Origin of the sequence: Massilia oculi, from assembly GCF_017582745.1 — a bacterium.
Classification (GTDB): Bacteria; Pseudomonadota; Gammaproteobacteria; order Burkholderiales; family Burkholderiaceae_D; genus Telluria; species Telluria oculi_A.
This window is the reverse complement of sequence record NZ_JAFVIM010000021.1, coordinates 30,763-52,823: the sequence shown is the minus strand read 5'-3', so window position 1 is coordinate 52,823 and position 22,061 is coordinate 30,763. Positions and strand designations below refer to the sequence as shown.

The following is a 22,061-nucleotide window of genomic DNA, read 5'->3' as shown; positions in this document are numbered from 1 at the left end:
GGATCAGGCGTTGCGGTATCAGGCGGTCCTGTGCTTGAGCATGCGGCACACGGCCGCCAGCGCCAGCAGATTGGGGTCGCGTTCCCGCACCCGCAAAAAGCTCAGGCCGATGGTCTGCTGCATGTGGTAGTCGGCTTTCAGGGGGATCAGCTGCACCTTGTCGCCGAAGGCATTGCGCACCCGGCCCGGCAGCAAGGTATAGCCGATGCCGGCCGCCACCAGGTTCATCAGCGAAAAGATGTCGCCCACGCGGGTGACGATGGTCGGCGCATAGCCGGCGATCCGAAAGGCTTCCTGGAAGCCCGCGAGGGTCACGAAGCCATCCTTCAGGCATACGAATTTCTCGGACGCGCAGGCGCGCAGGTCGACTTCGGGCAGAGCCGCGTAGGGCGAACCGGCCGGCGCGGCGAAGAACACGTCGTCCTCGAACAGGGGGATCGATTCGATCTCGGGGTCGGGATCGGGCATCCCCATCAGCGCCGCGTCGATCGCGTTTTGCTTCAGCTTGTGCAGCAGCTCGGCGTTCGAGCCCAGCACCAGCTCGGTCTCGATTTCCTGCTTGCGCAGCTTGATGCCGATGATGACCTCGGGGATCGCCCCGGTGGTCAGCGAATACAGCGAGCCGATCCTGAGATGGTCGGCCGAATAGCCGGCCGCCGAGCGCGTGGCGGCGATCCCGTCCGCCATCAGCTTGACCACTTCGCGACTGACCTCGGCCAGCACCTGGGCCGCCTCGTTCGGGATCAGGTTGCGGCCCTGCAGGCTGAACAGCTGGCAGCTCATGCCTTCCTCGAGCGAATGCAGCGCGCGGTGCACGCTCACCGCGCTGATGTCGAGCATGCGCGCGGCGGCGTTCAGGTTGCCGCCCTCCATATAGGCCAGCAGGATCTCGAGTTTGCGGAAGGTGATGTCGTCGCTGATCTGGCTGCGCATGGGGACCTTTACAAGTGTGAACCGTGCGAGGATACCGCGCTCTTCATTCCGGCGCCAATGCAGGTTGCATGCCATCCTGGACGAACAGGCTTGGCGAGCTGTCGGCATACTCGCGCAGCACGTCCCACACGACCTTCACGCGGCGCAGGCGATACAGGTCGGTCGGCGCCGCCAGCCAGAACGAGCGCTCGGCCGAAAAGCCCGGCAGCACCGGCACCAGCCGGCCGTCGTCCGGCACAGCATAGGGCGGCGCCATCATGAGGCCCATGCCCAGCGAAGCGGCCTCGATCTGGGCCGTCATGCCCGAGCAGCACATGCGCCGGCGCGGCGTGAACCCCAGCTCGTTCAGGTACGACAGCTCACGGCTGGCCAGGCGGTCCTGCACGTAGTCGACGAAGTCGTGGCGCGCCAGGTCGGCCTGGGTGCGGATGGTCGGATGGCGCGCCAGGTAGGCGGGCGACGCATACAGGTAGAAGCGGAACGAGGCCAGGCGCGTGACCACGTAGCGGCCGGTGGTGGGCGGATCGAGCATCACGCCGAGATCGGCCTCGCGGTTGGCCAGGTTGGCGAAGCGCGGCAGCGCCAGCAGGTCGATCTGCAGGTCCGGATGCTGGTCCAGCAGGCCGACCAGCAGCGGCGCCACGACCTTCACGCCGAACACTTCCGGCACCCCGAGCCGCACCACGCCGTGGGCCGCCACCTCGGCCCCGCCGATCTGCTCGGCCGCCGCAAGCGCCGCCCCTTCCATCGCCTCCGCGTGCGGCAGCAGGGCCAGGCCGACCTCGGTCAGCTCGTAACCCTCGCGCGAGCGGTCGAACAGGGTCGCACCGAGCTGGGTCTCGAGCCGATCGATGCGGCGCGCGACGGTCGTGTGCTCGACGTCGAGGCGGCGAGAGGCGCCCGACAGGGTGCCGGCACGGGCCAGCTCGAGAAAAAACCGTAAGTCCGTCCACTCCGGCAGCGTATTCATGAGATCGCTTGTCAGATATCAAGATGGCACATTGTGCGCTCGTGCACATTCCCTCTGCAAGCAATTTACCGACGATGTCTGCAGTACCACAGAAATGGTGCGATGCGGCATCTGTCCCTAGGAAAGCTCACCACAAGGTCCGGCAAGCGGGCTGTGCATTCATGCACAACGGGGTGGGCGATTGTTGACTATTCAACCAAACCCGACCTTGGCACACTGGTTGGCATGCGCTCGATCGCACGCATGCCATACCAAAAAATGAGGAGACTAGAATGCGTCTGACCAGGAAGAAGATGAAGCTGCTGAACCAGTCCGCCGCCGCCCTGCTGGTGCTGTCCGGCGGATCGGCGGGAATGGCCCAGGCCCAGGATGCCGGTGGCGCGCCAGTGGCTTCTGCCGAGGAAAACGTCTCGAAGGTGGTCGTCACCGCGCGCCGGCGCGAGGAGACCCTGCAGGACGTCCCGGTCTCGGTCACCGCCTTCAGCGCCGACCAGCTGTCCAAGCAGGCCGTGCCCGACGTGACCGCCCTGGCCCTGGCGCTGCCGAACACCACCCTCAAGGCCTCGCGCGCCACCAACACCACGCTCACCGCCTTCATCCGCGGCGTCGGCCAGGCCGACCCGCTGGCCGGGTTCGAGTCCGGCGTCGGCATCTATATCGACGACATCTACCTGGCCCGCCCGCAGGCCGCGGTGGCCGACATCTACGACGTCGAGCGCATCGAAGTGCTGCGCGGCCCGCAGGGTACGCTGTACGGCCGCAACACCATCGGCGGCGCCGTCAAATACGTGACCCGCAAACTCGGCCCGCAGCGCGACGTGCGCGTGCGCGCCACGGTCGGCGAGTACGGCCAGAAAGAAGCCGTGGTCACCGCCAGCACCCCGCTCACCGACACCGCCCGCGTGGGCGCCACCTTCGCCCGCTTCAAGCGCGACGGCTTCGGCGACAACCTGTTCACCGGCAAGGGCAACTACGACAAGGACGTCACCGCCGGCCGCGTCTCGGCCGAGTTCACGCCCAACCAGGACCTGTTCATCCGCCTGGCCGGCGACTTCACGCAGGACGACTCCAATCCCAAGAACGGCCATCGACTGATCGTCGGCCGCACCAGCGGGGCGCCGATCCTGCCGGACGTGTTCGACACGCGCGCCAACCTCACCAAGGCGCTGGGCCGCGACCAGGAAGTGCGCGCCTACGGCGGCTCGGCCACCATCGAATACCACGTCAACGACCAATGGAGCCTGAAGTCGATCACCGCCGCCCGCGAAGACAAGTCGTGGGCGCCGATCGACTTCGACGCCCTGCCCGTGGTCGACATGGAAGTGCCGGCGCTGTACACCAACCGCCAGTTCAGCCAGGAGCTGCAGGTGACCTACAACGGGCCGCGCCTGCAGGGCGTGGCCGGCGTGTATTACATGGACGCCAACGCCTTCAACGAGTTCGACACCATCCTGGCCGGCGCCGTGCCGACGTCCACCTATACCATGGGCGACATCGACACAAAGGCCTGGGCCGCCTACTTCGACGGCAGCTACAACCTCACCGACACCCTGAGCCTGTCGCTGGGCGGCCGCTACACGGTCGACAAGCGCGAGGCCGACGTGCTGCGCCAGATCTACTTCGGGCTGGCCGGCTCGCCAAACATGGGCAATCCGGCCGCGATCCTGTTCCGCACCGACACCGACCTGCGTAACGGCCTGCTGGAACGCGAAGACAAGAAATTCACCCCGCGCGTAGCCGTCAACTGGAAGATGAACCCCGCCCATAACGTCTACGCCTCGTATTCCGAAGGCTTCAAGGGCGGCGGCTTCGATCCGCGCCTGAACGTGGTCGGCACCCGCATCCCGCTCGACGTCGCGCGCGCCGGCTATGCGCCCGAGACCATCGAGACCTATGAGCTGGGCCTCAAGTCGGCCTTCAACGGCGGGCGCATCACCACCAACGCCGCGCTGTTCTACAGCGACTACCAGGACGTGCAGATTCCCGGCTCGATCGCGGTCGACACCAACGGCGACGGCCGCGACGACAGCTTCGCCGGCGTCACCACCAATGCCGGCAAGGCCGAGATCAAGGGCGCCGAGCTGGAAGCGATTGCCAACATCACGCCCAATTTCATGATCGCCGGGATGTACAGCTACATCGACGCCAAGTACAAGGAATACATCGTGGCGGGCGTGAACGTGGCCGACCAGCGCATTTTCCAGAACACCCCGAAGAACTCGGCCAACCTGCGCGCCAACTACGACATTCCGATGCCGATCATGGGCCACAACGGCCGCATCTCGCTGATCGGCAGCTATTCGTACAAGGGCGCCACTGCCCAGTTCGAGACGCCGTCGATCCTCGACCAGGAGTCGTACAAGATCTGGGACGCGTCGATCGTCTGGACCCGCACCGACGGTAAAGTGCGCGCCGGCCTGCACGGCAAGAACCTTGGCGACGAGCACTACAAGACGGCCGGCTATCTGTTCCCGACCTTGGGCAACGAAGGCACGGTCACCGCCTTCTACGGCAACCCGCGCACAGTGTCGGCAACGCTGGAGCTGCGCTTCTGACGAAGGAAAAGGCGCGGGCGGGAACGCCCGTGCCACGAACCACCTGAAGGATCCATCGAGCGTGTCAATCTTTTCCCCCATCCGCTACACCAGCAGCGACGGCCTCGCCCTCTACGCACGCGACTACCACGGCGCCGGCGGCCCCGCCCGCCTGCCCGTGATCTGCATCCACGGCCTCACCCGCAACTCGCTCGACTTCGACGAACTGGCCCCGCAGGTGGCCGGCCTGGGGCGCCGCGTGCTGGCGGTCGACGTGCGCGGCCGCGGCCACTCGGCGCGCGACCCGAACCCGGCCAACTACACGCCGATGGTGTACGCCGCCGACGTGGTGGCCCTGATGCATGCGCTGGGCATCGCGCGCGCCGTCTTCATCGGCACCTCGATGGGCGGCCTGATTACGATGACGCTGGCCGCCCAGCGCCTCGACCTGGTGGCCGGCGCGGTATTGAACGACATCGGCCCGGTGCTGTCCCCGCGCGGACTCGAACGGATCGCCGGCTACGTCGGCAAGCCGGCCACCTTCGCCAACTGGGACGAGGCGACTTGCTACGTGCGCGACATCAATGCCTGCGCCTTCCCTGCCAATCCGGATACTGAGTGGAACAAGTGGGCCCAGCGCGCCTTCGAACAGCGCGACGACGGTCTGTTGTGCGCCCGCTACGATCCCGGTATCGCCCACAGCCTGCAAAACGGTAGACTTCCTCCAACCTCGCTGGCCTTGCGCATGGCCTTCCGGCGCCTGACGCGGCATCGCCCCACGCTAATGATCCGCGGCGAATTGTCCGACCTGGTCGAACTCGAGCAGGCGGCCTGGATGCGCAAGGCGGCCCCCAGCCTGGCCTATACCGAAGTGCCGAACGTCGGCCATGCGCCGATGCTCACCGAACCGGAAGCCTTCGAGGCGATCAGCGCTTTCCTGGCGCGGATCCCTTAATAATTACAAGGAGACACACGATGCAACACCTGATCAAACCTCTGGCCCTGTCGCTTGCCTTCGCCTTCGCCGCCGGCGCCGCCCCCGGCGCGCTGGCCCAAGGGAAGGACTTCAAGATCGCCCTCATCGCCGGCAAGACCGGCATCATGGAATCCTATGCGCGCGAGACCGAGGCCGGCTTCATGCTCGGCCTCGAATACCTGACCAATGGCACCATGGCCATCAACGGCCGCAAGATCAAGGTGATCGTCAAGGACGACCAGAGCAAACCGGATCTCGGACGCACCTTGCTGGCCGAGGCCTATGGCGACGACCGGGTCGACATCGCCGTCGGGACGACGTCGTCCGGCTCGGCGCTGGCGATGCTGCCGGTGGCCAAGGAATACAAGAAGGTACTGATCATCGAGCCGGCGGTGGCCGACGCCATCACCGGCGACAAATGGAACAAGTACATCTTCCGCACCGCGCGCAGCTCGATGCAGGATGCATTGGCCGCGGCCAGCACCCTCAAGGGCGGCAGCGTCGGCTTCCTGACCCAGGACTACGCCTTCGGGCGCGATGCGATCAAGGCCGGCAAGGAAGCGCTGGCCGCGACCGGCAGCGCCGCCAAGGTGATCCACGAAGAATACGCGCCGCTGGCGACGACCGACTTCACCGCCTCTTCGCAGCGCCTGTTCGACGCATTGAAGGACAAGCCGCAGCCGCGCATCCTGCAGATCGTCTGGGCCGGCCCCAATCCGATGAACAAGATCGCCGACCTCAAGCCGGAACGCCATGGCATCGTGCTTTCCCCCGGCGGCAACATCCTGCCGGTGATGAAGACCTGGAAGAACTTCGCCGGCACCGAAGGCACGATCTACTACTATTACGGCTTCCCGAAGAACAAGATGAACGACTGGTTCGTGGCCGAGCACACCAAGCGCTTCAAGGCGCCGCCCGACATGTTCACCGCCGGCGGCATGGCGGCGGCGGGCGCGGTGGTGGCGGCGCTCTCCAAGGTCCCGGACGGCAATGGCGACAAGATGGTGGCGGCGATGGAGGGCATGAGCTTCGAGACCCCGAAGGGATTGATGACGTTCCGCAAGGAAGACCACCAGGCGATCCAGCCGATGTACCACTTCCGCATCAAGAAGGACCAGAAGAACGAATGGGACTTGCTGGAACTGGTGCGCGAAATCCCGGCCAGCGAGCTGCCGCTGCCGGTGAAGAACAAGCGCTGACATGACGGCGCCCCCTACTATCGATGCGCGCCGGCCGGCGCTGTCGACCCGCGACCTGACCGTCCGCTTCGGCGGCCACGTCGCGGTGAACGCGGTGACGGCGGATTTCTATCCCGGCACCCTGACCGTGATCGTCGGCCCCAACGGGGCCGGCAAGACCACGTATTTCAACCTGGTCTCGGGCCAGCTGGCGGCGACCGGCGGCAAGGTTGCGCTGCACGGCCGCGACATCACCCGCGATGGCGCGGCGCGCCGCACACGCCTGGGCATCGGCCGCGCCTTCCAGCTGACGAACCTGTTCCCGCACCTGACCGTGGTCGAGAACGTGCGCCTGGCGGTGCAGAGCCGCGCCGGCATGGGCCTGAACTTCTTCTCTATCTGGTCGAGCCACAAGGAGCTGATCGCGCGCGCCGAACATTACCTGGAGCGGGTTGCGCTCATGGGCCGGCGCGACATGTTCGTAGGCGCGCTGTCGCACGGCGACCAGCGCAAGCTCGAGGTGGCGATCCTGCTGGCGCTCGAGCCCTCGGTGATGATGTTCGACGAGCCCACGGCCGGCATGAGCGTGGACGAGGTGCCCGTGGTGCTCGACCTGATCCGCCAGGTGAAGCAGGAGCGCGACAAGACCGTGCTGCTGGTCGAGCACAAGATGGACGTGGTGCGCCAGTTGGCCGACCGCATCGTCGTGCTGCACAACGGCACGCTGGTGGCGGACGGCGATCCGCGCGAAGTGATGCAATCGAAGATCGTACAGGAAGCCTATCTTGGAACACCCGAACCCGAACATGCTCACGCCTGATCCGGCCCGTGATATGACACATGAGGCGCCGCTGCTTCGGCTGACCGGCGTGCACACCCATATTGGCCAGTACCACATCCTGCAAGGCGTCGACCTGGCCGTGCGGCGCGGCGAACTCGCCGTCCTCTTGGGCCGCAACGGCGCCGGCAAGACCACCACCTTGCGCACCATCATGGGCCTGTGGAAGGCCAGCGCTGGATCGATCCATTTCGATGGCCAGGACATCACGAAGATGGCAACGCCCGACATCGCCCGCGCCGGCATCGCCTACGTGCCCGAGAACATGGCCGTGTTCTCCGAACTGACGGTACGCGAGAACCTGGTGCTGGCCGCCCGCAACGGCCCGCTGGACGCGGCCCGCGTGGACTGGATCTGCGGCTTCTTCCCGGCCCTGCGCAAGTTCTGGCACTACCCGGCCGGGAACCTGTCGGGCGGCCAGAAGCAGATGGTGGCGATCGCGCGCGCCATCGTCGAACCGAAGAAGCTGCTGCTGGTCGACGAACCGACCAAGGGCCTGGCGCCGAGCATCGTGCAAAGCCTGATCGCGGCTTTCCGCGAACTCAAGGAGCGCGAGACGACGATCCTGCTGGTCGAGCAGAACTTCAACTTCGTGCGCTCGCTGGGCGACAGCGTCAGCGTGATGGACGACGGCCGCGTGGCCCATGCCGGCAAGATGGCGGCGCTGGCCGGCGACGCCGCGCTGCAGCAGCGCCTGCTCGGGCTGTCGCTCGACTCCCACCAATAGGACCTGACATGAGTGCAATCCTTCCTGTTTCCAAAACCGAGGCAGCTGCCGATGCGCCCCTGCCGGCGGCCAGGCGCGACATCGCGCCGCTGCTGCTGGTGCCGGCCCTGATGCTGGCCATGCTGCCGCTGGTCGGCAGCTTCCCCACCTGGCTCACCCTCACCGTCGCCGGCCTGGCGATGGGCATGATGATCTTCATCATGGCCAGCGGCCTGACCCTCGTGTTCGGCCTGATGAGCGTGCTGAACTTCGGCCATGGCGCCTTCGTCGCCGTCGGCGCGTTTTCCGCCACGCTGGTCCTGCTGCCCATGCGCGGCTGGCTCGAGATGGACTCCCTATTGATCAACCTGGGCGTGTTGGCGCTGGCCGTCACGCTGGCGATGGTCGTCACGGGCATCTTGGGCTGGGCCTTCGAGCGCATCATCGTCAAGCCGGTCTATGGCCAGCACCTCAAGCAGATCCTGATCACGATGGGCGGCATGATCGTGGCCGAACAGCTGATCCACGTGATCTGGGGCGCCGAGACGATCGCCCTGCCGCTGCCGACCGCGTTGCGCGGCGCGATCCTGTTGGGCGACGCGGCGGTGGAGAAGTATCGCCTGGTCGCGGTAGTGGTCGGACTCGTGGTGTTCATTGCGATGTTCCTGGTGCTGGGTCGCACCAAGGTCGGCCTGCTGGTGCGCGCCGGCGTGGAGAACGGCGAGATGGTCGAGGCGCTCGGCTACCGCATCCGGCGCCTGTTCGTGGCGGTGTTCGCGGCCGGCTCGGCGCTGGCCGGCCTGGGCGGCGTGATGTGGGGCCTGTATAAGGAAACGCTCACCGCCGCGATGGGCAGCGAGATCATGGTGATGATCTTCATCGTCATCATCATCGGCGGCCTGGGCTCGGTGGGCGGCTGCTTCATCGGTGCCCTGCTCATGGCGCTGGTGGCCAACTACGCCGGTTTCCTGGCGCCCAAGATCGCCCTGGTGTCGAGCATCATCCTGATGATCTCGGTCCTGCTGTGGCGCCCGGCCGGCCTGTATTCGACGTCGAGGAACTGACCTCATGCTGCACCGACTATTTTCCGGCGACCTGCCGCGCAGCCGCATCCTGAGCGCGCTGCTGCTCGTGATCGTGCTGGGACTGCTGCTCGCGCCTTTCCTGTTTTCCGGCGCGCGCCCGCTCAACACGGCGGCCACGATCTGCGTCTACATCGTGCTGGTGGCGTCCTACGACCTGCTGCTGGGATATACCGGCATCGTCTCGTTTGCCCACACCATGTTCTATGGCATCGGCGCCTATGGCATCGGCCTGGCCCTGGCCCGCGTCGACGAACCCACCTGGGGCGTCATGGTGACGGGCCTGGTCCTGGCGCTGCTGCTGGCCCTAGCCCTGGCCCTGGTGGTCGGCCTGTTCGCGCTGCGCGTGCGCGCCATCTTCTATGCCATGATCACGCTGGCTGTCGCTTCCTCATTTGCCGTGCTGGCCTCGCAGCTATCCGACCTCACCGGCGGCGAGGACGGCGTGACCTTCAGCGTGCCGGAGGTGCTGTCGCCCAGCTACCTGCTGTTCGAGAACGAGGTCTTCGGCCGCTACGTCGACGGCAAGGTGATCACCTATTACCTGGTGTTCGCCGGCTGCCTGCTGCTGTTCCTGTTCCTGCTGCGGCTGGTGAACTCGCCGTTCGGCCGCGTGCTGCAGGCGATCCGCGAAAACGAGTTCCGCGCCGAGGCGCTCGGCTACCGCACCATGGTCTACCGCATCTGGGCCAACTGCCTGGCCGCGCTGGTGGCGGCGCTGGCCGGCGCCCTGATGGCGCTGTGGCTGCGCTACGTGGGGCCGAAGACCTCGCTCGGCTTCGAAGTGATGACCGACATCCTGCTGATCGTCGTCATCGGCGGCATGGGCACCATGTATGGCGCGGTGATCGGCGCCACCCTGTTCATCCTGGCCCAGAACTACCTGAAGGAACTGATGGCGCACGGCGCGACCGCGCTCGAAGGCGTGCCGCTGCTGGCCGCGGCCCTGCATCCTGACCGCTGGCTGCTGTGGCTGGGCGTGCTGTTCATCCTGTCGATCTACTTCTTCCCGATCGGGATCGTCGGCAAGCTGCGCGTGCGGGCCTGGCTGGCGCGGCGCCGCGCGCCCGCCGCCTGACGCCGCCCGCTTTTTTTAAGAATCCGTCTCCCGTCTTTTCCGGCGCACCGCATCCAGAATGCGGTGCGCCGCGTATCTTCATGCTGAACGAATGAACGGGCAGCAGACATCATGCAAAGGAAAATCTTGATCGTGGGCGGCGGCATCGCCGGCCTGTCGCTGGGCCTTGCGCTCGAACAGCGCGGCATCGCGGCCGACGTCGTGGAACGCCTTGCCGCGCCATCGCCGTCCGGCACCGGACTTTACCTCCCCGGCAATGCCACGCGCGCCATCGCCAGCCTGGGCCTGCTCGACCAGGTACGCGCCAACGCCGTGGCCGTGCGCAGCCAGAAGATCCTGGACCATCGCGGCTGGGAACTGACAGAGACCCGCACCAGCGACGTCTGGGCCCGCTGCGGCCCCTGCCTGTCGCTGCCGCATGCGCGGCTGCACGCCATCCTGGGCGCCGCCTTCGGCGAATTCCGGGTGCGCCAAGACGTGTCGGTTCAGGCCATCGACCAGTCCGGCGGACGCTGCGAGGTCGTCTTCACCGACGGCAGGTCGGCCACTTATGACCTGGTGGTGGGCGCCGACGGCATCCATTCGGGCGTGCGCCGGATCGTCCGCCCCGACGTCAATCCGCAGTATGGCCGCCAGGTGTGCTGGCGTTTCATTACCCAGAACATCGCCGGCGTCGCCGGCTGGACCGCCTTGCTGGGCAATGGCAGCACGCTGCTCGCGATTCCCGTGAGCGGCAGCGAGGTCTATGTGTACGCCGACCTGACCTTGCCGCCGGGTGCGGATCCCGAATCCTACCGCCACGCCTGCCTGCCGGAACTGTTCCAGAAATTCGCCGCTCCCGTCTCGCTGCTGCTCGAGCGCGGACACCAGGACGAGGCGGCGGTCCACTTCGGCCGTCTCGGCCAGGTGGTCATGGACGACTGGGCGCAGGGACGGGTCGTCTTCATCGGCGATGCCGCCCACGCCGCCTCGCCCAATATGGCGCAGGGAGCGGCCCTGGCCATCGAGGATGCGGTGGTGCTGGCCGACGTCCTCGCCGCGGGACAGGAACTCGACATTGCGCTGGCGTCGTACACGCGCCGGCGCCGGCAGCGGATCCACTGGGTGCAGCGCCAGTGCGCGGCCAGGGACAAGATGCGCGCCCTGCCCGCCCTGGCGCGCGCCGCCATCTTCGGCCTCTTCGGCGACAAGCTGTACCGGCGCAGCTATACGCCGCTGCTCGCGCCGCTGTAGACCCGGCGCGTCCTCGCACCGCCGGGCCGTCGCCCGGAACATTTCTCCGTCCTCTTCGACCCGGCGTCCATAGCGCCGGGTTGCTGTTCTTCCGCCCTCGCTTCCCTTTCGCGATTGCTTCGCAGCATAGACTTGCGCGAATGCAAGCGTTTTCGTCAAGTTCCGTTGCCGCGTTTGAGGGACACGACACGTTCTGCTCGCCATCCTGAATGCATATCAATAACGCCGAGGTTGCCATTTTTATCATGAATAGGCAAATGGCCTCGTCGTCAGCCAGCGCGAGGAGTCCCATCCTTCTGGCCCATGCACATACACCATGAAAAGACTCACATTCCTGATTGCGACCGCGGCAGTCACCGCCGTCGCATCCTCGTCCCTGGCCGCCAGGGCCGAGGTCGAGGTGCTCGATGAGGGCCCCGGCAACCTGGCCGGCATGTCCGGCTGGGATCGCCTCAATCACAGCCTCCCGCCCGGCGCCGACGCATCCGGCGTGGACACCTTGCTCACCCCCACCGGCGGCGACGCCTTTCCCGCCGAATGGCGGCAATGGAGCCCCGACCTGACGGTCGAAGGAGAAAGACGCTTCGCCTTCCGCTACCTGGGCGACCCCGCCGCCCTCGGCGCCTTCGGCCTCGACACCGTGCGCGTGGTCACCGCCGTGCCCGAGCCGGCCGGCCTGCTGGTGCTGGCCAGCAGCCTGGGCGTGATTGGCCTGATGCAGCGCCGCGAGCGCTATTGAACCCCGGAGAATTCCATGCTAACCACACCTTCCTCATTTGCTTCCACCCTTGCCCCCGCTCTTGCAACCGCGCTCATGGCGCTGTGCGGCATCGCCGGCGCCGCTCCCCAGGCGCCGGCCGTCCAGGGCCTGACCGTCGTGCGCGATGCCGAGACCGGCGAACTGCGCGCGCCGACCGCGACCGAACTGCGCGCCTTGCGCGCCTCTTCCGCCACCACCACGCGCGAGGCGCCGGCGCAGCCGCAGGCGGTGACCGGCACACGTGGCGAAAGCAGCGCCGTGCTGGGCGAGCGCGGCCTCGTGTACGCCGTCGTCAAGCGCGGCGCCGATGGCAAGCTCGACCACCATTGCGTCGACGGCGCCCACACCGCCGCCCGCATCCTCGACCAATCCGCGCCGGCCGCGCAGGGAGCATCCCGCCATGACCATCATTGAACGCCATGCCGGCTTCGCTGCCGGCGCCTGTCTTGGCCATCTCGCCCGCATCGCCGCCATCGCCCTGCTGGCCGCGGCCGCCTTCGCCACCACCGGCAGCGCGCGCGCGGCCACCATCCAGATCATCAACCAGAACGCTCCCGGCGTCGGCTTCAACGATCCGACCCCGGCCCTGCCTGTCGGCGGCAATCCCGGCACCACCCTGGGCGAGCAGCGCCTGCACGCCTTCCGCTTTGCGGCCGACGTCTGGGCCGCGCACCTGGTCAGCAGCGTGCCGATCCGCATCGGCGCCGCCTTCCTGCCGCTCGACTGCAATGCAACCGGCGCCGTCCTCGGCGCGGCCGGCGCCTACCAGGTGGTCGCCAACTTCCCGGCCGCGCCGATCAACGGCACCTGGTATCCGACCGCCCTGGCCGGCAAGCTTGCCGGCCTCGATTTCGCCGCGCCCGGCGACCCGCACATCATCGCGCGCTTCAATTCACGGCTTGGCCTGTTCTCCGACTGCGTTCCCGGCCTCACCTTCTACCTGGGGCTCGACCGCAAGGCCGGCAGCCAGATCGACCTGGTGGCCACCCTGCTGCACGAGATCGCCCACGGCCTCGGCTTCCAGACCTTTACCGACGACGAGACCGGCGCCTTCCTGCTCGGCCGGCCCTCGGTCTGGGATTTCAACCTGGTCGACAACCGCAGGGAACGCCTGTGGGTGATGATGACGGAAGTCGAACGGGTCGCCAGCGCCACCACCTGGCGCGGCCTGTCCTGGAATGGCTGGCATGTCACCCGCTCCACGCCGGACGTGCTGAGCCCGGCATCGGTGCTGACGATCGGCGGAGAAAATGCCGGCGCCGCCGCCGGCGAATACGCGGTGGGCGACGCCAGCTTCGGCCCGGCGATCCGCAACGCGCCGGTCAGCGCGCAGCTGATGCCGGTGGTCGATCAGTTGAACGGCAACGGCCTGGCCTGCTCTGCACTGAGCGCCGCCAATGCGCTGGCGGTGCGCGGCAATATCGCCCTGGTCGACCGCGGCAGTTGCGACTACGTGGTCAAGGCGCGCAATGTGCAGGCCGCCGGCGCCCTCGGCATGATCGTCGCCGACAACGCGGCGGGCGAAGTGGCCGGCATGCCGGGGCTCGATGCGAGCATCGCGATTCCCTCGGCCCGCATCACGCGCGCCGACGGACGGGCGCTCAAGCTGGCCCTCCAGAACCGCTCGTCCAACCGCTCCGGCGTGGTGGCGCGGCTGCAGTCCGATCCGGTGCGGCTGGCCGGCACCGACGGCCGCAAGCGCATGCTCATGTACACGCCGGGCATCAACGCACCCGGCTCCTCGGTCTCGCACTTCACCACCGAGGCCACCCGCAACCTGCTGATGGAGCCATCGATCAACAGCGACCTGCGCTACTCCGTCATGCCGCCGCGCGACCTGACGCTGCCGCTGCTGCGCGACCTGGGCTGGTAGACGGAGTCAGTAAGGCGAAAAAAAACCGGCGCCCTCGCGGGTGCCGGCTCAGTGATGCAGTCGGGCCTGGGCGATTAAGCCTGGGCGCCCTTCTTGTATGCTTCCACGCCATTGACCAGCTCGGCCTTGGCTTCCTCGATGCCGGCCCAGCCTTCGATCTTGACCCACTTGCCCGGTTCCAAATCCTTGTAGTGCTCGAAGAAGTGCTGGATCTGCTTCAGGCGCAGCTCTTCCAGGTCTTCCAGCGACTGGATTTTCTTGTACATCGGCAGCACTTTCTCGACCGGCACCGCGATCACCTTGGCGTCGCCGCCGCCGTCATCGGTCATCTTCAGCACGCCCAGCGCGCGGCAGCGCACCACCACGCCCGGCGGCAGCGGGAACGGGGTAATGACCAGCACGTCGCATGGGTCGCCGTCGTCGGCGATGGTCTGCGGCACATAGCCATAGTTGCACGGATAGTGCATGGCCGTACCCATGAAACGGTCGACGAAGATCGCGCCGCTGTCCTTGTCGACCTCGTACTTGACCGGATCGGCGTTCATCGGGATTTCGATGATGACGTTGAAGTCGTTCGGCACGTCTTTGCCGGCTGGGACGTTATTCAGGCTCATGGATGGTCCTTGGTTGCTGGAGAGTCAATAATAGGCCGTCATTATAGCGAAACCGACATCGCCTGTGCGGCGGGCCGTGCGTGCGCGCCTCAAAGAATGCTGGCCAGTGCGCATTGCCGGTAATGGCTCGCCGCCTCCTGCTCCTGCCCCAGCGCCTCGTGCATCTGGGCCAGCTTGAGGTGCGCCTCGCGCACCATCGACGCATCGAGGGCGTCCGACAGCGCCTGCTCCAGGTAGCGCTGGGCCTTGCCCCACAATTTCTGCTTCAGGCACAGCGAACCGAGGGTCAGGGCCAGCTCGGCGTCCGTCGGGCGCTCGCGGCGCCAGGTCTCGCACGCCTCGATCTGCGCCAGCAGCGACGGCGAGCCGGCCGGGCTGGCGGCGTCGCGGTAGGCGCGCACCACGCGCTCGTCCCAACCCGCCTTGAGCGACTCTTCGGCGATCGCGCGCGCCTCGTCGTGCAGGCCGCGCGCATTGAAGGCGCTGGCCGCGCGCGCCGCGATATAGGGCACCGTGCGGTCTTGCGGCGGCACCGTGGCCCAGATGCGGCGCAGCGATTCGGCGTCGTGCCCGTCGCCGCCCAGCAGCGCCTCGTAGGACAGCTCGCGCAGGCGGCTCGACAGGGCCGGATGCAGCGCGCGGCGTTTATCCAGGATGCGCACCAGGCGCAACACCTCGGGCCAGTTGCGCGCCTGCTGGTTGGCCTTCATCGCCCACTGCAGCGCGTGGATGTGACGCTGGCCGCTGGCATTGAGTTCGGCCACCGCTTCGAGCGCGGCCTCGGGCTGGTGGTCGTCGACCAGCAATTCGGTGACCGTCATCAGGCGCGCGGTCTTGAGGGTGTTGTCGTGGGCGATCCCGGCCAGCCAGGCGTCGCGCCGCGCCGGCTCGCGCATGCGGTGCGCGGCGCGCGCGCCGATCAGGGCCGCCAGGCCCGCGTTCTCGGGCAGCTCGGCGGCGCGCATCGCGGCTTTTTCGGCATGGCCGAAGCGGCCCTCGAACAGGGCCTTGAGCGCGTCGCGCATGCCCTTGTTGCCTTCGCGCTCGGCGCGGCGCTGGCGATAGGCGGCCACGCGCTGCGGCATCTTGAGGGTAGCGTTGATGGCGCGCACCAGGGCGTACAGCGCCAGGAAGGACGCCACCAGCAGCACCACGAACAGGTTGAGCGACATGTCGATCCGGTGCGGCGGATAGAACAGCACCACATTGCCCGGATTGAAGCGCGCCGTCACGGCGATGCCGATGGCGGCGGCCATCAGCGCGACTAACCAGAGGAGTAAACGCATGCTTATTGCTTCACTTTTATTGTTTCGCTTTGTAGTTGCGCACGGCGTTCAGGCTGTCGGCCAGCGTCGGCATCTCGATCGTCAGGTTGTTGGCCTGGACCTGGCGCAGCGCGGCCTGGCTCGATTGCGTCACGCGCGCGCGCGTGTCGAAATACTTGACCAGCATGGCCTGGGCCGTGGCCAGATCGTCGCGGAAGGTCGCCTCGTTGCGCGACAACAGCGCCAGCCGCGCGTTCAAGAGGCGCAGCTTGAGGTTCTCGCGCACGAAGAACGATTCGCTCGGCGACAGCATCAGCGCCTCGGGCGACTCGACGCTGCGCACCCGGATCAGCTGGCGCACGTCGTCCCACATCTCCTGGCTCCACAGGCTCCAGGTGTCGAGCATGCGCTGGCCCACGCCCAGCGGCTGCGCCGGAACGCTGGCCGGCGCCGGCGCGGCCGCAGCCTCGCCCTTGCGGCCGGTGCGCACCGGCGCCATCGGCAGCAGCGGTTTTTCATTGGACAGCATCGGCAGCGAATCGACCTGCCCGATCACGTGGTCGAGGCGCACGGCGACGCCGGCCAGGTCCACCGCCGGCAAGGCCTTGAGCTTCTCGATGTCGCCCGCGATGGCGCGCCGGATGGTGAGGAATTGCGGGGTGTCGGAGCGCGACACCGCGCGGTCGGCGTTCTGCAGCGCGATCAGGGCGCCCTGCACGTTGCCGGCCAGTTGCAGCTGCTGGCTGGCGGTCGACAGCACCTGCTCGATCTCGGTCAGCGCCCACTCGTCGCGGTTCTGCGACAGGTCTTTATAGAGCTGCTCGAGCGCCACCTGCTGGCTCTGGGCCTCGCTCTGGCGGCTTTCGAGCACGCCGACCTTGATCTGGAGCTCCTTCGACTGGTCCGCCACGTCGCGCGCCAGCGCCGCCGTCTCGGCATTGACCGCATTGCCCTTCTGGAGGCTGCGCGCCATGTCCTGGCGCAGCGCGTTGATGCGGTTGTGCGACGAATACGTCTGCAGCGCCAGCAGCACGGCCAGCGCGATCACCGCCAGCGGCAGCGGGCGCGCCAGGCGGTCGAACAAAGCGGGGCCGCCCGGCTCGCCCATGCGAGATGCGACAGGCGCGCCACCGGCCGGAGGCATGCCGCCCGGAGGAACGCCGCCCGCGGCCGCGCCCGACGGCGCGCCGCCCTGGACGCCCTCGGGCTTGTGGAGACTCGGTGCGGGCACATTGGCCTGCGGCTGATCTGGATTGTTCGGCAATTCGTTCATTATTGTGATTGTAACGCTGCTAGTAGACGGGCATCTCCGGATCCCGTCAGGGTCACGTGGCGCAGGCCCAGGGCATGCGCCGTCTCGGCGATCCGCGCATGGGGCACGATCAGGTGCTGTTGCTCGAAACGTGCCTGGAACCCGGGTTCCAGCGCCCCCACCAGGCCGGCCAGGCCACGCAGGGCTTCCGAGCTCGTGATTATCCAGTCGTTTGGCTGCGCCAGCAAGGCGCGCAATCGTGCGGCCAGCCCGGGTGTCAATACAGGGGTGCTGCGGCGGTAGGCCGCTACTGCCTCGACCGTGGCGCCGGCCGCGCGCAGGGCGTCGGCCAGCAGCTCGCGCCCGCCGTCGCCGCGCACGATCAGCACGCGCCGGCCGGCAAACAGGGCCAGGTCCAGGCTCTGGAGCAGGTGTTCCGAATCGCTGTGGGCCGGGTCGGGCGGACTATGAATCGTATGGCCGGGCGCTGCGACCCCATGGCGCGCCAGCGCGGCGCGGCTGCCCTCGCCCACTACCGCCAGCGGCACGGCCACCGGCCAGGCATCGAGGTGGGCGAACGCGGCATCGACCGCGTTCGGCGAAACGAAGACCGCCAGCGCGTAGTCATGCAGGGCGGCCAGCGCCGCGCGCAGCGGCGCCGGATCGTCGATCGGGGCGATCTGAAGCAGCGGCAAGACCTCGACCGTGCGGCCGATCGCGCTCACCGCCTGCGCCAGGCCGTCGGCCTGGGCGCGCGGCCGGGTGACCACGACCACGCGCTCGCTCGGCGCCGGGTCCAGCTCAGGCATCCTCGGCCGCATCGACGCGGCAGGCGGACAGGATCGCGCTGGCGTCCTGCTGCGCCAGCAGCTCGGACACCTGCTCGCCCAGGTATTCCGGCTGCTCGGCGGCGCCCGCCACCTCGGCGTGCGCGCTGCGCTTGCCGTCCGGGGTCGCGACCATCGCGCGCAGGCGCATCTGGCCGTCCTGCACGGTGGCATAGGCCGCCAGCGGAATCTGGCAGCTGCCGCCGAAGATGCGCGACACCTTGCGCTCGGCCAGCACCGCCTGGGCGGTTTCGACGTGGTTCAGCGGCGCCAGCACGGCGCGCAGGTCGACGCCGTCGCTGCGCTGCCCGCTCAGGATCTCGATCGCCATCGCCCCCTGGCCGGCCGCCGGCAGGCTCAGCTCGGGCTCGAGCAGGGCCTTGATGCGCTGCGGCAGTCCCAGGCGCTTGAGGCCGGCGGCGGCCAGGATGATGGCCGCGTAGTCGCCGCGGTCGAGTTTACCCAGGCGGGTGTCGAGATTGCCGCGCAGCGGCTGGATCACGAGGTGCGGGTAGCGCGCCGCGATCAGCGACTGGCGGCGCAGGCTGCTGGTGCCGACCACGGCACCGGCCGGCAGCTCATCCAGGCTGGCGTAGTCGTTCGACACGAAGGCGTCGCGCGGGTCTTCGCGCTCGAGCACGGCAGCCAGCTCGAAGCCCTCCGGCAGCTCCATCGGCACGTCCTTGAGCGAATGCACGGCCAGGTCGGCGCGGCCTTCGGCCATCGCCACCTCGAGTTCCTTGACGAACAGGCCCTTGCCGCCGACCTTGGACAGGGTACGGTCGAGGATCTGGTCGCCGCGTGTTGTCATTCCGAGAATTTCGACGCTACATTCTGGATATAATGCGGCGAGCCGGTCGCGCACGTGCTCCGCCTGCCACATGGCGAGGCGGCTCTCGCGGGATGCGATAATCAATCTGGCTGGCGCCTGGGGCGCCGCGTTGGAAACCTGCTGTATAGCGTTTAACACTCGAGTTCTTTCACTGTCATTGGGCCGACCCGGACGATGCCAGTAGCCGTTCCCTGCATAAGATCATAAATTTTATCATGGGGCATCTTGCAGATCGTGGCCAACCGCCATCGCACAATCTATTACTTGTGGTCGATATGGACAATCCTGCTGCACCCGTAGTACAAGCCGGCGCCGACAAGGACGCCCCGCTCAAGGAAGACATCCGCCTGCTCGGCCGCCTGCTGGGCGACGTGCTGCGCGACCAGGAAGGCGACGCGGTGTTCGACATCGTCGAAACCATCCGCCAGACCGCGGTGCGTTTCCGCCGCGACGACGATCCGGACGCCGGCGAAGAGCTGGCCACCCTGCTGCACAAGCTCACCCGCGACCAGACGATTTCGGTGGTCCGCGCCTTCTCCTACTTCTCGCACCTGGCCAATATCGCCGAAGACCAGCACCACAACCGCCGCCGCCGCGCGCACCTGCTGGGCGGTTCGGCGCCGCGTTCGGGTAGCATCGGCTACGCGCTGGGCAAGCTGTTTGATGCCGGCATCAAGCGCGAGACGGTCGATGAATTCTTCCGCAACGCCCTGATCTCGCCGGTGCTGACCGCCCACCCGACCGAAGTCCAGCGCAAGAGCATCCTCGACGCCGAGCACGACATCGCGCGCCTGCTGGCCGAGCGCGACGCGCCGCAGACGCCGAAGGAACGCCGCCGCAACGAGCAGCTGCTGCACGCCCGCATCGCCACCCTGTGGCAGACGCGCATGCTGCGCTACTCCAAGCTGACCGTGGCCGACGAGATCGAGAACGCCCTGTCCTACTACCGCATCACCTTCCTGCGCGAAGTCCCGGCCCTGTACGACGACATCGAACTGGAAGTCGCCGAACAGTATGGCGGCGATGGATCGGCTGCCGCCGCCCACGCTTCGTTCCTGCAGATGGGCAGCTGGATCGGCGGCGACCGCGACGGCAACCCGAACGTCAACGCAGACACCATGCGCCACGCGCTGACGCGCCAGTCGACCACCATCCTCGACTTCTACCTCGACGAAGTGCACGCGCTGGGCGCAGAGCTGTCGGCTTCCACCCTGCTGGTCAAGGTCTCGCCGGCGCTGGAACAGCTGGCGGACGCCTCGCCCGACGCCTCGCCGCACCGCAGCGACGAACCCTACCGCCGCGCCCTGATCGGCATTTATGCGCGCCTGGCCGCCACCGCGCGCGAGCTGGGCGTGGGCCACATCCTGCGCAAGGAAGTCGGCCACGCCGCGCCTTATCTCGACCCGGAACTGTTCGCGGCCGACCTCGAGGTGCTGGCCGACTCGCTGCGCCAGAACCACGGCGCCATGCTGATCCAGCCGCGCCTGGCGGGCCTGCTGCGCGCCGCGCGCATCTTCGGATTCCATCTGGCCTCGCTCGACATGCGCCAGAGCTCGGACATCCACGAGCGCGTGCTGGCCGAGCTGTTCGCGCGCGCCGGCGTCGAAGCCGACTATGCTGCGTTGAGCGAAGAAGACAAGCGCGCGCTGATCCTGCGCGAGCTGGCGCAATCGCGCCCCCTGTTCTCGCCCTACGAAAGCTATGGCGACGAGACCAATTCCGAGCTGGCGATCCTGCGCTGCGCGCGCGACATCCGCCTGCGCTACGGCCCGCGCGCGATCCGCAACTACATCATCTCGCATACCGAGACCGTGTCCGACCTGCTCGAAGTGCTGCTGCTGCAGAAAGAGACGGGCCTGATGCGGGCCAGCACGGGCTCGAGCGACGTGATGGTGATCCCGCTGTTCGAAACCATTCCCGACCTCCAGCGCGCCGCCGGCATCATGGACGAGTGGATGGCGATTCCGCTGGTGGCCGGCATCATCGAGAAACAGGGCCGGCTGCAGGAAGTCATGCTCGGCTACTCCGACTCGAACAAGGACGGCGGCTTCCTGACCTCGAACTGGGAGCTGTACCAGGCCGAACTCAAACTGGTCGAGGTGTTCAAGCAGCGCCAGGTGAAGCTGCGCCTGTTCCACGGCCGCGGCGGCACCGTCGGCCGCGGCGGCGGCCCGAGCTACGACGCGATCCGCGCCCAGCCACCCGGCACCGTCAACGGCCAGATCCGCCTGACCGAACAGGGCGAGATCATCGCCTCGAAGTTCTCGAACCCCGAGATCGGTCGGCGTAACCTGGAGCTGCTGGTGGCGGCGACGCTGGAAGCGAGCTTGACGCCGCATGACGCAAACGGCGTCGACGCCGAGCGCCTGCAGCGTTTCGAGTCGGTGATGGCCGAGCTGTCGAACCGCGCCTACAAGGCCTACCGCAACCTCGTGTACGAGACGCCGGGCTTCACCGACTACTTCTTCGAAGGCACGCCGATCGCCGAGATCGCGGAACTGAACCTCGGTTCGCGTCCCGCCTCGCGCAAGTCGACCCGCCGCATCGAAGACCTGCGCGCGATCCCCTGGGGCTTCTCGTGGGGCCAGTGCCGCCTGCTGCTGCCGGGCTGGTTCGGGTTCGCGTCGAGCGTGACGAGCTGGCTGGGTGAAGGAGACCACGACGCGAAGCTGGAAGAGCTGCGCGCGATGTACCGCGACTGGCCGTTCTTCGCCACCCTGCTGTCGAACATGGACATGGTGCTGGCCAAGACCGACCTGGCGATCGCCTCGCGCTATGCCGGCCTGGTGAGCGACGCCGGCCTGCGCGAACGCATCTTCCGCCGCATCTCGGCCGAGCATGGCGAGACGATCCGCACCCTGGAAGCGATCACCGGCGCCAGCGAACGGCTGGCCGGGAACCCGCTCCTTGCCCGCTCGATCCAGAACCGCTTCGCCTATCTCGATCCGCTGAACCACTTGCAGGTGGAGCTGATTCATCGCCGCCGCAAGCTGGCCGACAATGCCGATCCGCGCGTGCATCGGGGGATTCATTTGTCGATCAATGGGGTTGCGGCCGGTTTGCGCAACACCGGTTGAACGCGTAACGTCCCAAAAAACAAAAGCCGCCCG

Annotated in this window: 19 protein-coding genes; 12 read left to right on the top strand and 7 right to left on the bottom strand. The window is 67.5% G+C overall.

The genetic code is table 11. The annotated features are described in order from the left end of the window. Positions 1–18: 18 nt before the first annotated feature. Both J3U95_RS21185 and J3U95_RS21180 read right to left on the bottom strand, forming a co-directional pair. Positions 19–933 (bottom strand): LysR substrate-binding domain-containing protein, encoded by a 915-nt coding sequence (locus J3U95_RS21185; RefSeq protein ID WP_208280634.1) that lies wholly within the window; start codon positions 931–933, stop codon positions 19–21. 43 nt (positions 934–976) lie between these two features. After that, on the bottom strand, positions 977–1,903 hold the full coding sequence (locus tag J3U95_RS21180) for a LysR family transcriptional regulator (RefSeq protein ID WP_208280633.1): 927 nt from the start codon (positions 1,901–1,903) through the stop codon (positions 977–979). 272 nt (positions 1,904–2,175) lie between these two features. Between J3U95_RS21180 and J3U95_RS21175 the strand changes: the two genes are divergently transcribed. From J3U95_RS21175 to J3U95_RS21125, 11 genes are all read left to right on the top strand, one after another. Further along, positions 2,176–4,458, top strand: coding sequence for a TonB-dependent receptor (locus J3U95_RS21175; RefSeq protein ID WP_208280632.1), 2,283 nt, complete (start codon positions 2,176–2,178; stop codon positions 4,456–4,458). 61 nt (positions 4,459–4,519) lie between these two features. Beyond that, the gene (locus J3U95_RS21170) at positions 4,520–5,392 is read left to right on the top strand and encodes an alpha/beta fold hydrolase (RefSeq protein WP_208280631.1); all 873 of its coding nucleotides are present in this window, start codon (positions 4,520–4,522) and stop codon (positions 5,390–5,392) included. 20 nt (positions 5,393–5,412) lie between these two features. After that, positions 5,413–6,612, top strand: a complete 1,200-nt coding sequence (locus J3U95_RS21165) for a substrate-binding domain-containing protein (RefSeq protein WP_208280630.1) — start codon at positions 5,413–5,415, stop codon at positions 6,610–6,612. A gap of 1 nt (position 6,613) precedes the next feature. After that, the gene (locus J3U95_RS21160; RefSeq protein WP_208280629.1) at positions 6,614–7,411 is read left to right on the top strand and encodes an ABC transporter ATP-binding protein; all 798 of its coding nucleotides are present in this window, start codon (positions 6,614–6,616) and stop codon (positions 7,409–7,411) included. Then, on the top strand, positions 7,398–8,156 hold the full coding sequence (locus J3U95_RS21155) for an ABC transporter ATP-binding protein (protein WP_208280700.1): 759 nt from the start codon (positions 7,398–7,400) through the stop codon (positions 8,154–8,156). The genes J3U95_RS21160 and J3U95_RS21155 overlap by 14 nt, the downstream gene beginning before the upstream one ends. Before the next feature lie 8 nt (positions 8,157–8,164). Then, positions 8,165–9,199, top strand: coding sequence for a branched-chain amino acid ABC transporter permease (locus J3U95_RS21150; RefSeq protein ID WP_208280628.1), 1,035 nt, complete (start codon positions 8,165–8,167; stop codon positions 9,197–9,199). A gap of 4 nt (positions 9,200–9,203) precedes the next feature. Next, positions 9,204–10,295: a branched-chain amino acid ABC transporter permease gene (locus tag J3U95_RS21145; protein WP_208280627.1), complete on the top strand. Its 1,092-nt coding sequence runs from the start codon at positions 9,204–9,206 to the stop codon at positions 10,293–10,295. A 111-nt stretch (positions 10,296–10,406) separates the two neighbouring features. Continuing rightward, positions 10,407–11,528 (top strand): FAD-dependent monooxygenase, encoded by a 1,122-nt coding sequence (locus J3U95_RS21140; protein ID WP_208280626.1) that lies wholly within the window; start codon positions 10,407–10,409, stop codon positions 11,526–11,528. A 316-nt stretch (positions 11,529–11,844) separates the two neighbouring features. Further along, positions 11,845–12,267 (top strand): hypothetical protein, encoded by a 423-nt coding sequence (locus J3U95_RS21135; RefSeq protein WP_208280625.1) that lies wholly within the window; start codon positions 11,845–11,847, stop codon positions 12,265–12,267. Between the two features lie 15 nt (positions 12,268–12,282). Further along, entirely contained in the window at positions 12,283–12,702 is a 420-nt protein-coding gene (locus J3U95_RS21130) for a post-PEP-CTERM-1 domain-containing protein (protein ID WP_208280624.1), read from the top strand. Further along, entirely contained in the window at positions 12,689–14,161 is a 1,473-nt protein-coding gene (locus tag J3U95_RS21125; RefSeq protein WP_208280623.1) for a PA domain-containing protein, read from the top strand. Before J3U95_RS21130 ends, J3U95_RS21125 begins: the two co-directional genes overlap by 14 nt. Before the next feature lie 74 nt (positions 14,162–14,235). Here the strand turns inward: J3U95_RS21125 and ppa are convergent, their stop codons facing one another. The 5 genes from ppa to hemC form a co-directional block, all read right to left on the bottom strand. Continuing rightward, positions 14,236–14,775, bottom strand: a complete 540-nt coding sequence (gene ppa, locus J3U95_RS21120) for an inorganic diphosphatase (protein WP_071363340.1) — start codon at positions 14,773–14,775, stop codon at positions 14,236–14,238. An 89-nt stretch (positions 14,776–14,864) separates the two neighbouring features. Then, positions 14,865–16,061, bottom strand: a complete 1,197-nt coding sequence (locus J3U95_RS21115; protein WP_208280622.1) for a heme biosynthesis protein HemY — start codon at positions 16,059–16,061, stop codon at positions 14,865–14,867. A gap of 16 nt (positions 16,062–16,077) precedes the next feature. Continuing rightward, positions 16,078–17,313, bottom strand: a complete 1,236-nt coding sequence (locus tag J3U95_RS21110) for a uroporphyrinogen-III C-methyltransferase (protein WP_208280621.1) — start codon at positions 17,311–17,313, stop codon at positions 16,078–16,080. After that, positions 17,313–18,101 carry a uroporphyrinogen-III synthase gene (locus J3U95_RS21105; protein WP_208280620.1) on the bottom strand — a complete coding sequence of 263 codons (789 nt, stop codon included), beginning with the start codon at positions 18,099–18,101 and terminating at the stop codon, positions 17,313–17,315. Before J3U95_RS21105 ends, J3U95_RS21110 begins: the two co-directional genes overlap by 1 nt. Next, entirely contained in the window at positions 18,094–19,077 is a 984-nt protein-coding gene (gene hemC / locus J3U95_RS21100; RefSeq protein ID WP_370662096.1) for a hydroxymethylbilane synthase, read from the bottom strand. The genes J3U95_RS21105 and hemC overlap by 8 nt, the downstream gene beginning before the upstream one ends. A gap of 149 nt (positions 19,078–19,226) precedes the next feature. Between hemC and ppc the strand changes: the two genes are divergently transcribed. Further along, on the top strand, positions 19,227–22,028 hold the full coding sequence (gene ppc, locus J3U95_RS21095; protein WP_208280618.1) for a phosphoenolpyruvate carboxylase: 2,802 nt from the start codon (positions 19,227–19,229) through the stop codon (positions 22,026–22,028). Positions 22,029–22,061: the final 33 nt, after the last annotated feature.

What these genes read in the sequence shown, in the direction of transcription:
- J3U95_RS21115 (WP_208280622.1), bottom strand. Translation starts at nt 16,061, where the DNA reads ATGCGTTTACTCCTCTGGTTAGTCGCGCTGATGGCCGCCGCCATCGGC.
- J3U95_RS21140 (WP_208280626.1), top strand. Translation starts at nt 10,407, where the DNA reads ATGCAAAGGAAAATCTTGATCGTGGGCGGCGGCATCGCCGGCCTGTCG.
- ppc (WP_208280618.1), top strand. Translation starts at nt 19,227, where the DNA reads ATGGACAATCCTGCTGCACCCGTAGTACAAGCCGGCGCCGACAAGGAC.
- J3U95_RS21105 (WP_208280620.1), bottom strand. Translation starts at nt 18,101, where the DNA reads ATGCCTGAGCTGGACCCGGCGCCGAGCGAGCGCGTGGTCGTGGTCACC.
- J3U95_RS21135 (WP_208280625.1), top strand. Translation starts at nt 11,845, where the DNA reads ATGAAAAGACTCACATTCCTGATTGCGACCGCGGCAGTCACCGCCGTC.
- J3U95_RS21165 (WP_208280630.1), top strand. Translation starts at nt 5,413, where the DNA reads ATGCAACACCTGATCAAACCTCTGGCCCTGTCGCTTGCCTTCGCCTTC.
- J3U95_RS21175 (WP_208280632.1), top strand. Translation starts at nt 2,176, where the DNA reads ATGCGTCTGACCAGGAAGAAGATGAAGCTGCTGAACCAGTCCGCCGCC.
- J3U95_RS21130 (WP_208280624.1), top strand. Translation starts at nt 12,283, where the DNA reads ATGCTAACCACACCTTCCTCATTTGCTTCCACCCTTGCCCCCGCTCTT.
- J3U95_RS21150 (WP_208280628.1), top strand. Translation starts at nt 8,165, where the DNA reads ATGAGTGCAATCCTTCCTGTTTCCAAAACCGAGGCAGCTGCCGATGCG.
- J3U95_RS21145 (WP_208280627.1), top strand. Translation starts at nt 9,204, where the DNA reads ATGCTGCACCGACTATTTTCCGGCGACCTGCCGCGCAGCCGCATCCTG.
- ppa (WP_071363340.1), bottom strand. Translation starts at nt 14,775, where the DNA reads ATGAGCCTGAATAACGTCCCAGCCGGCAAAGACGTGCCGAACGACTTC.
- J3U95_RS21125 (WP_208280623.1), top strand. Translation starts at nt 12,689, where the DNA reads ATGACCATCATTGAACGCCATGCCGGCTTCGCTGCCGGCGCCTGTCTT.
- J3U95_RS21110 (WP_208280621.1), bottom strand. Translation starts at nt 17,313, where the DNA reads ATGAACGAATTGCCGAACAATCCAGATCAGCCGCAGGCCAATGTGCCC.
- J3U95_RS21185 (WP_208280634.1), bottom strand. Translation starts at nt 933, where the DNA reads ATGCGCAGCCAGATCAGCGACGACATCACCTTCCGCAAACTCGAGATC.
- J3U95_RS21160 (WP_208280629.1), top strand. Translation starts at nt 6,614, where the DNA reads ATGACGGCGCCCCCTACTATCGATGCGCGCCGGCCGGCGCTGTCGACC.
- J3U95_RS21155 (WP_208280700.1), top strand. Translation starts at nt 7,398, where the DNA reads ATGCTCACGCCTGATCCGGCCCGTGATATGACACATGAGGCGCCGCTG.
- J3U95_RS21180 (WP_208280633.1), bottom strand. Translation starts at nt 1,903, where the DNA reads ATGAATACGCTGCCGGAGTGGACGGACTTACGGTTTTTTCTCGAGCTG.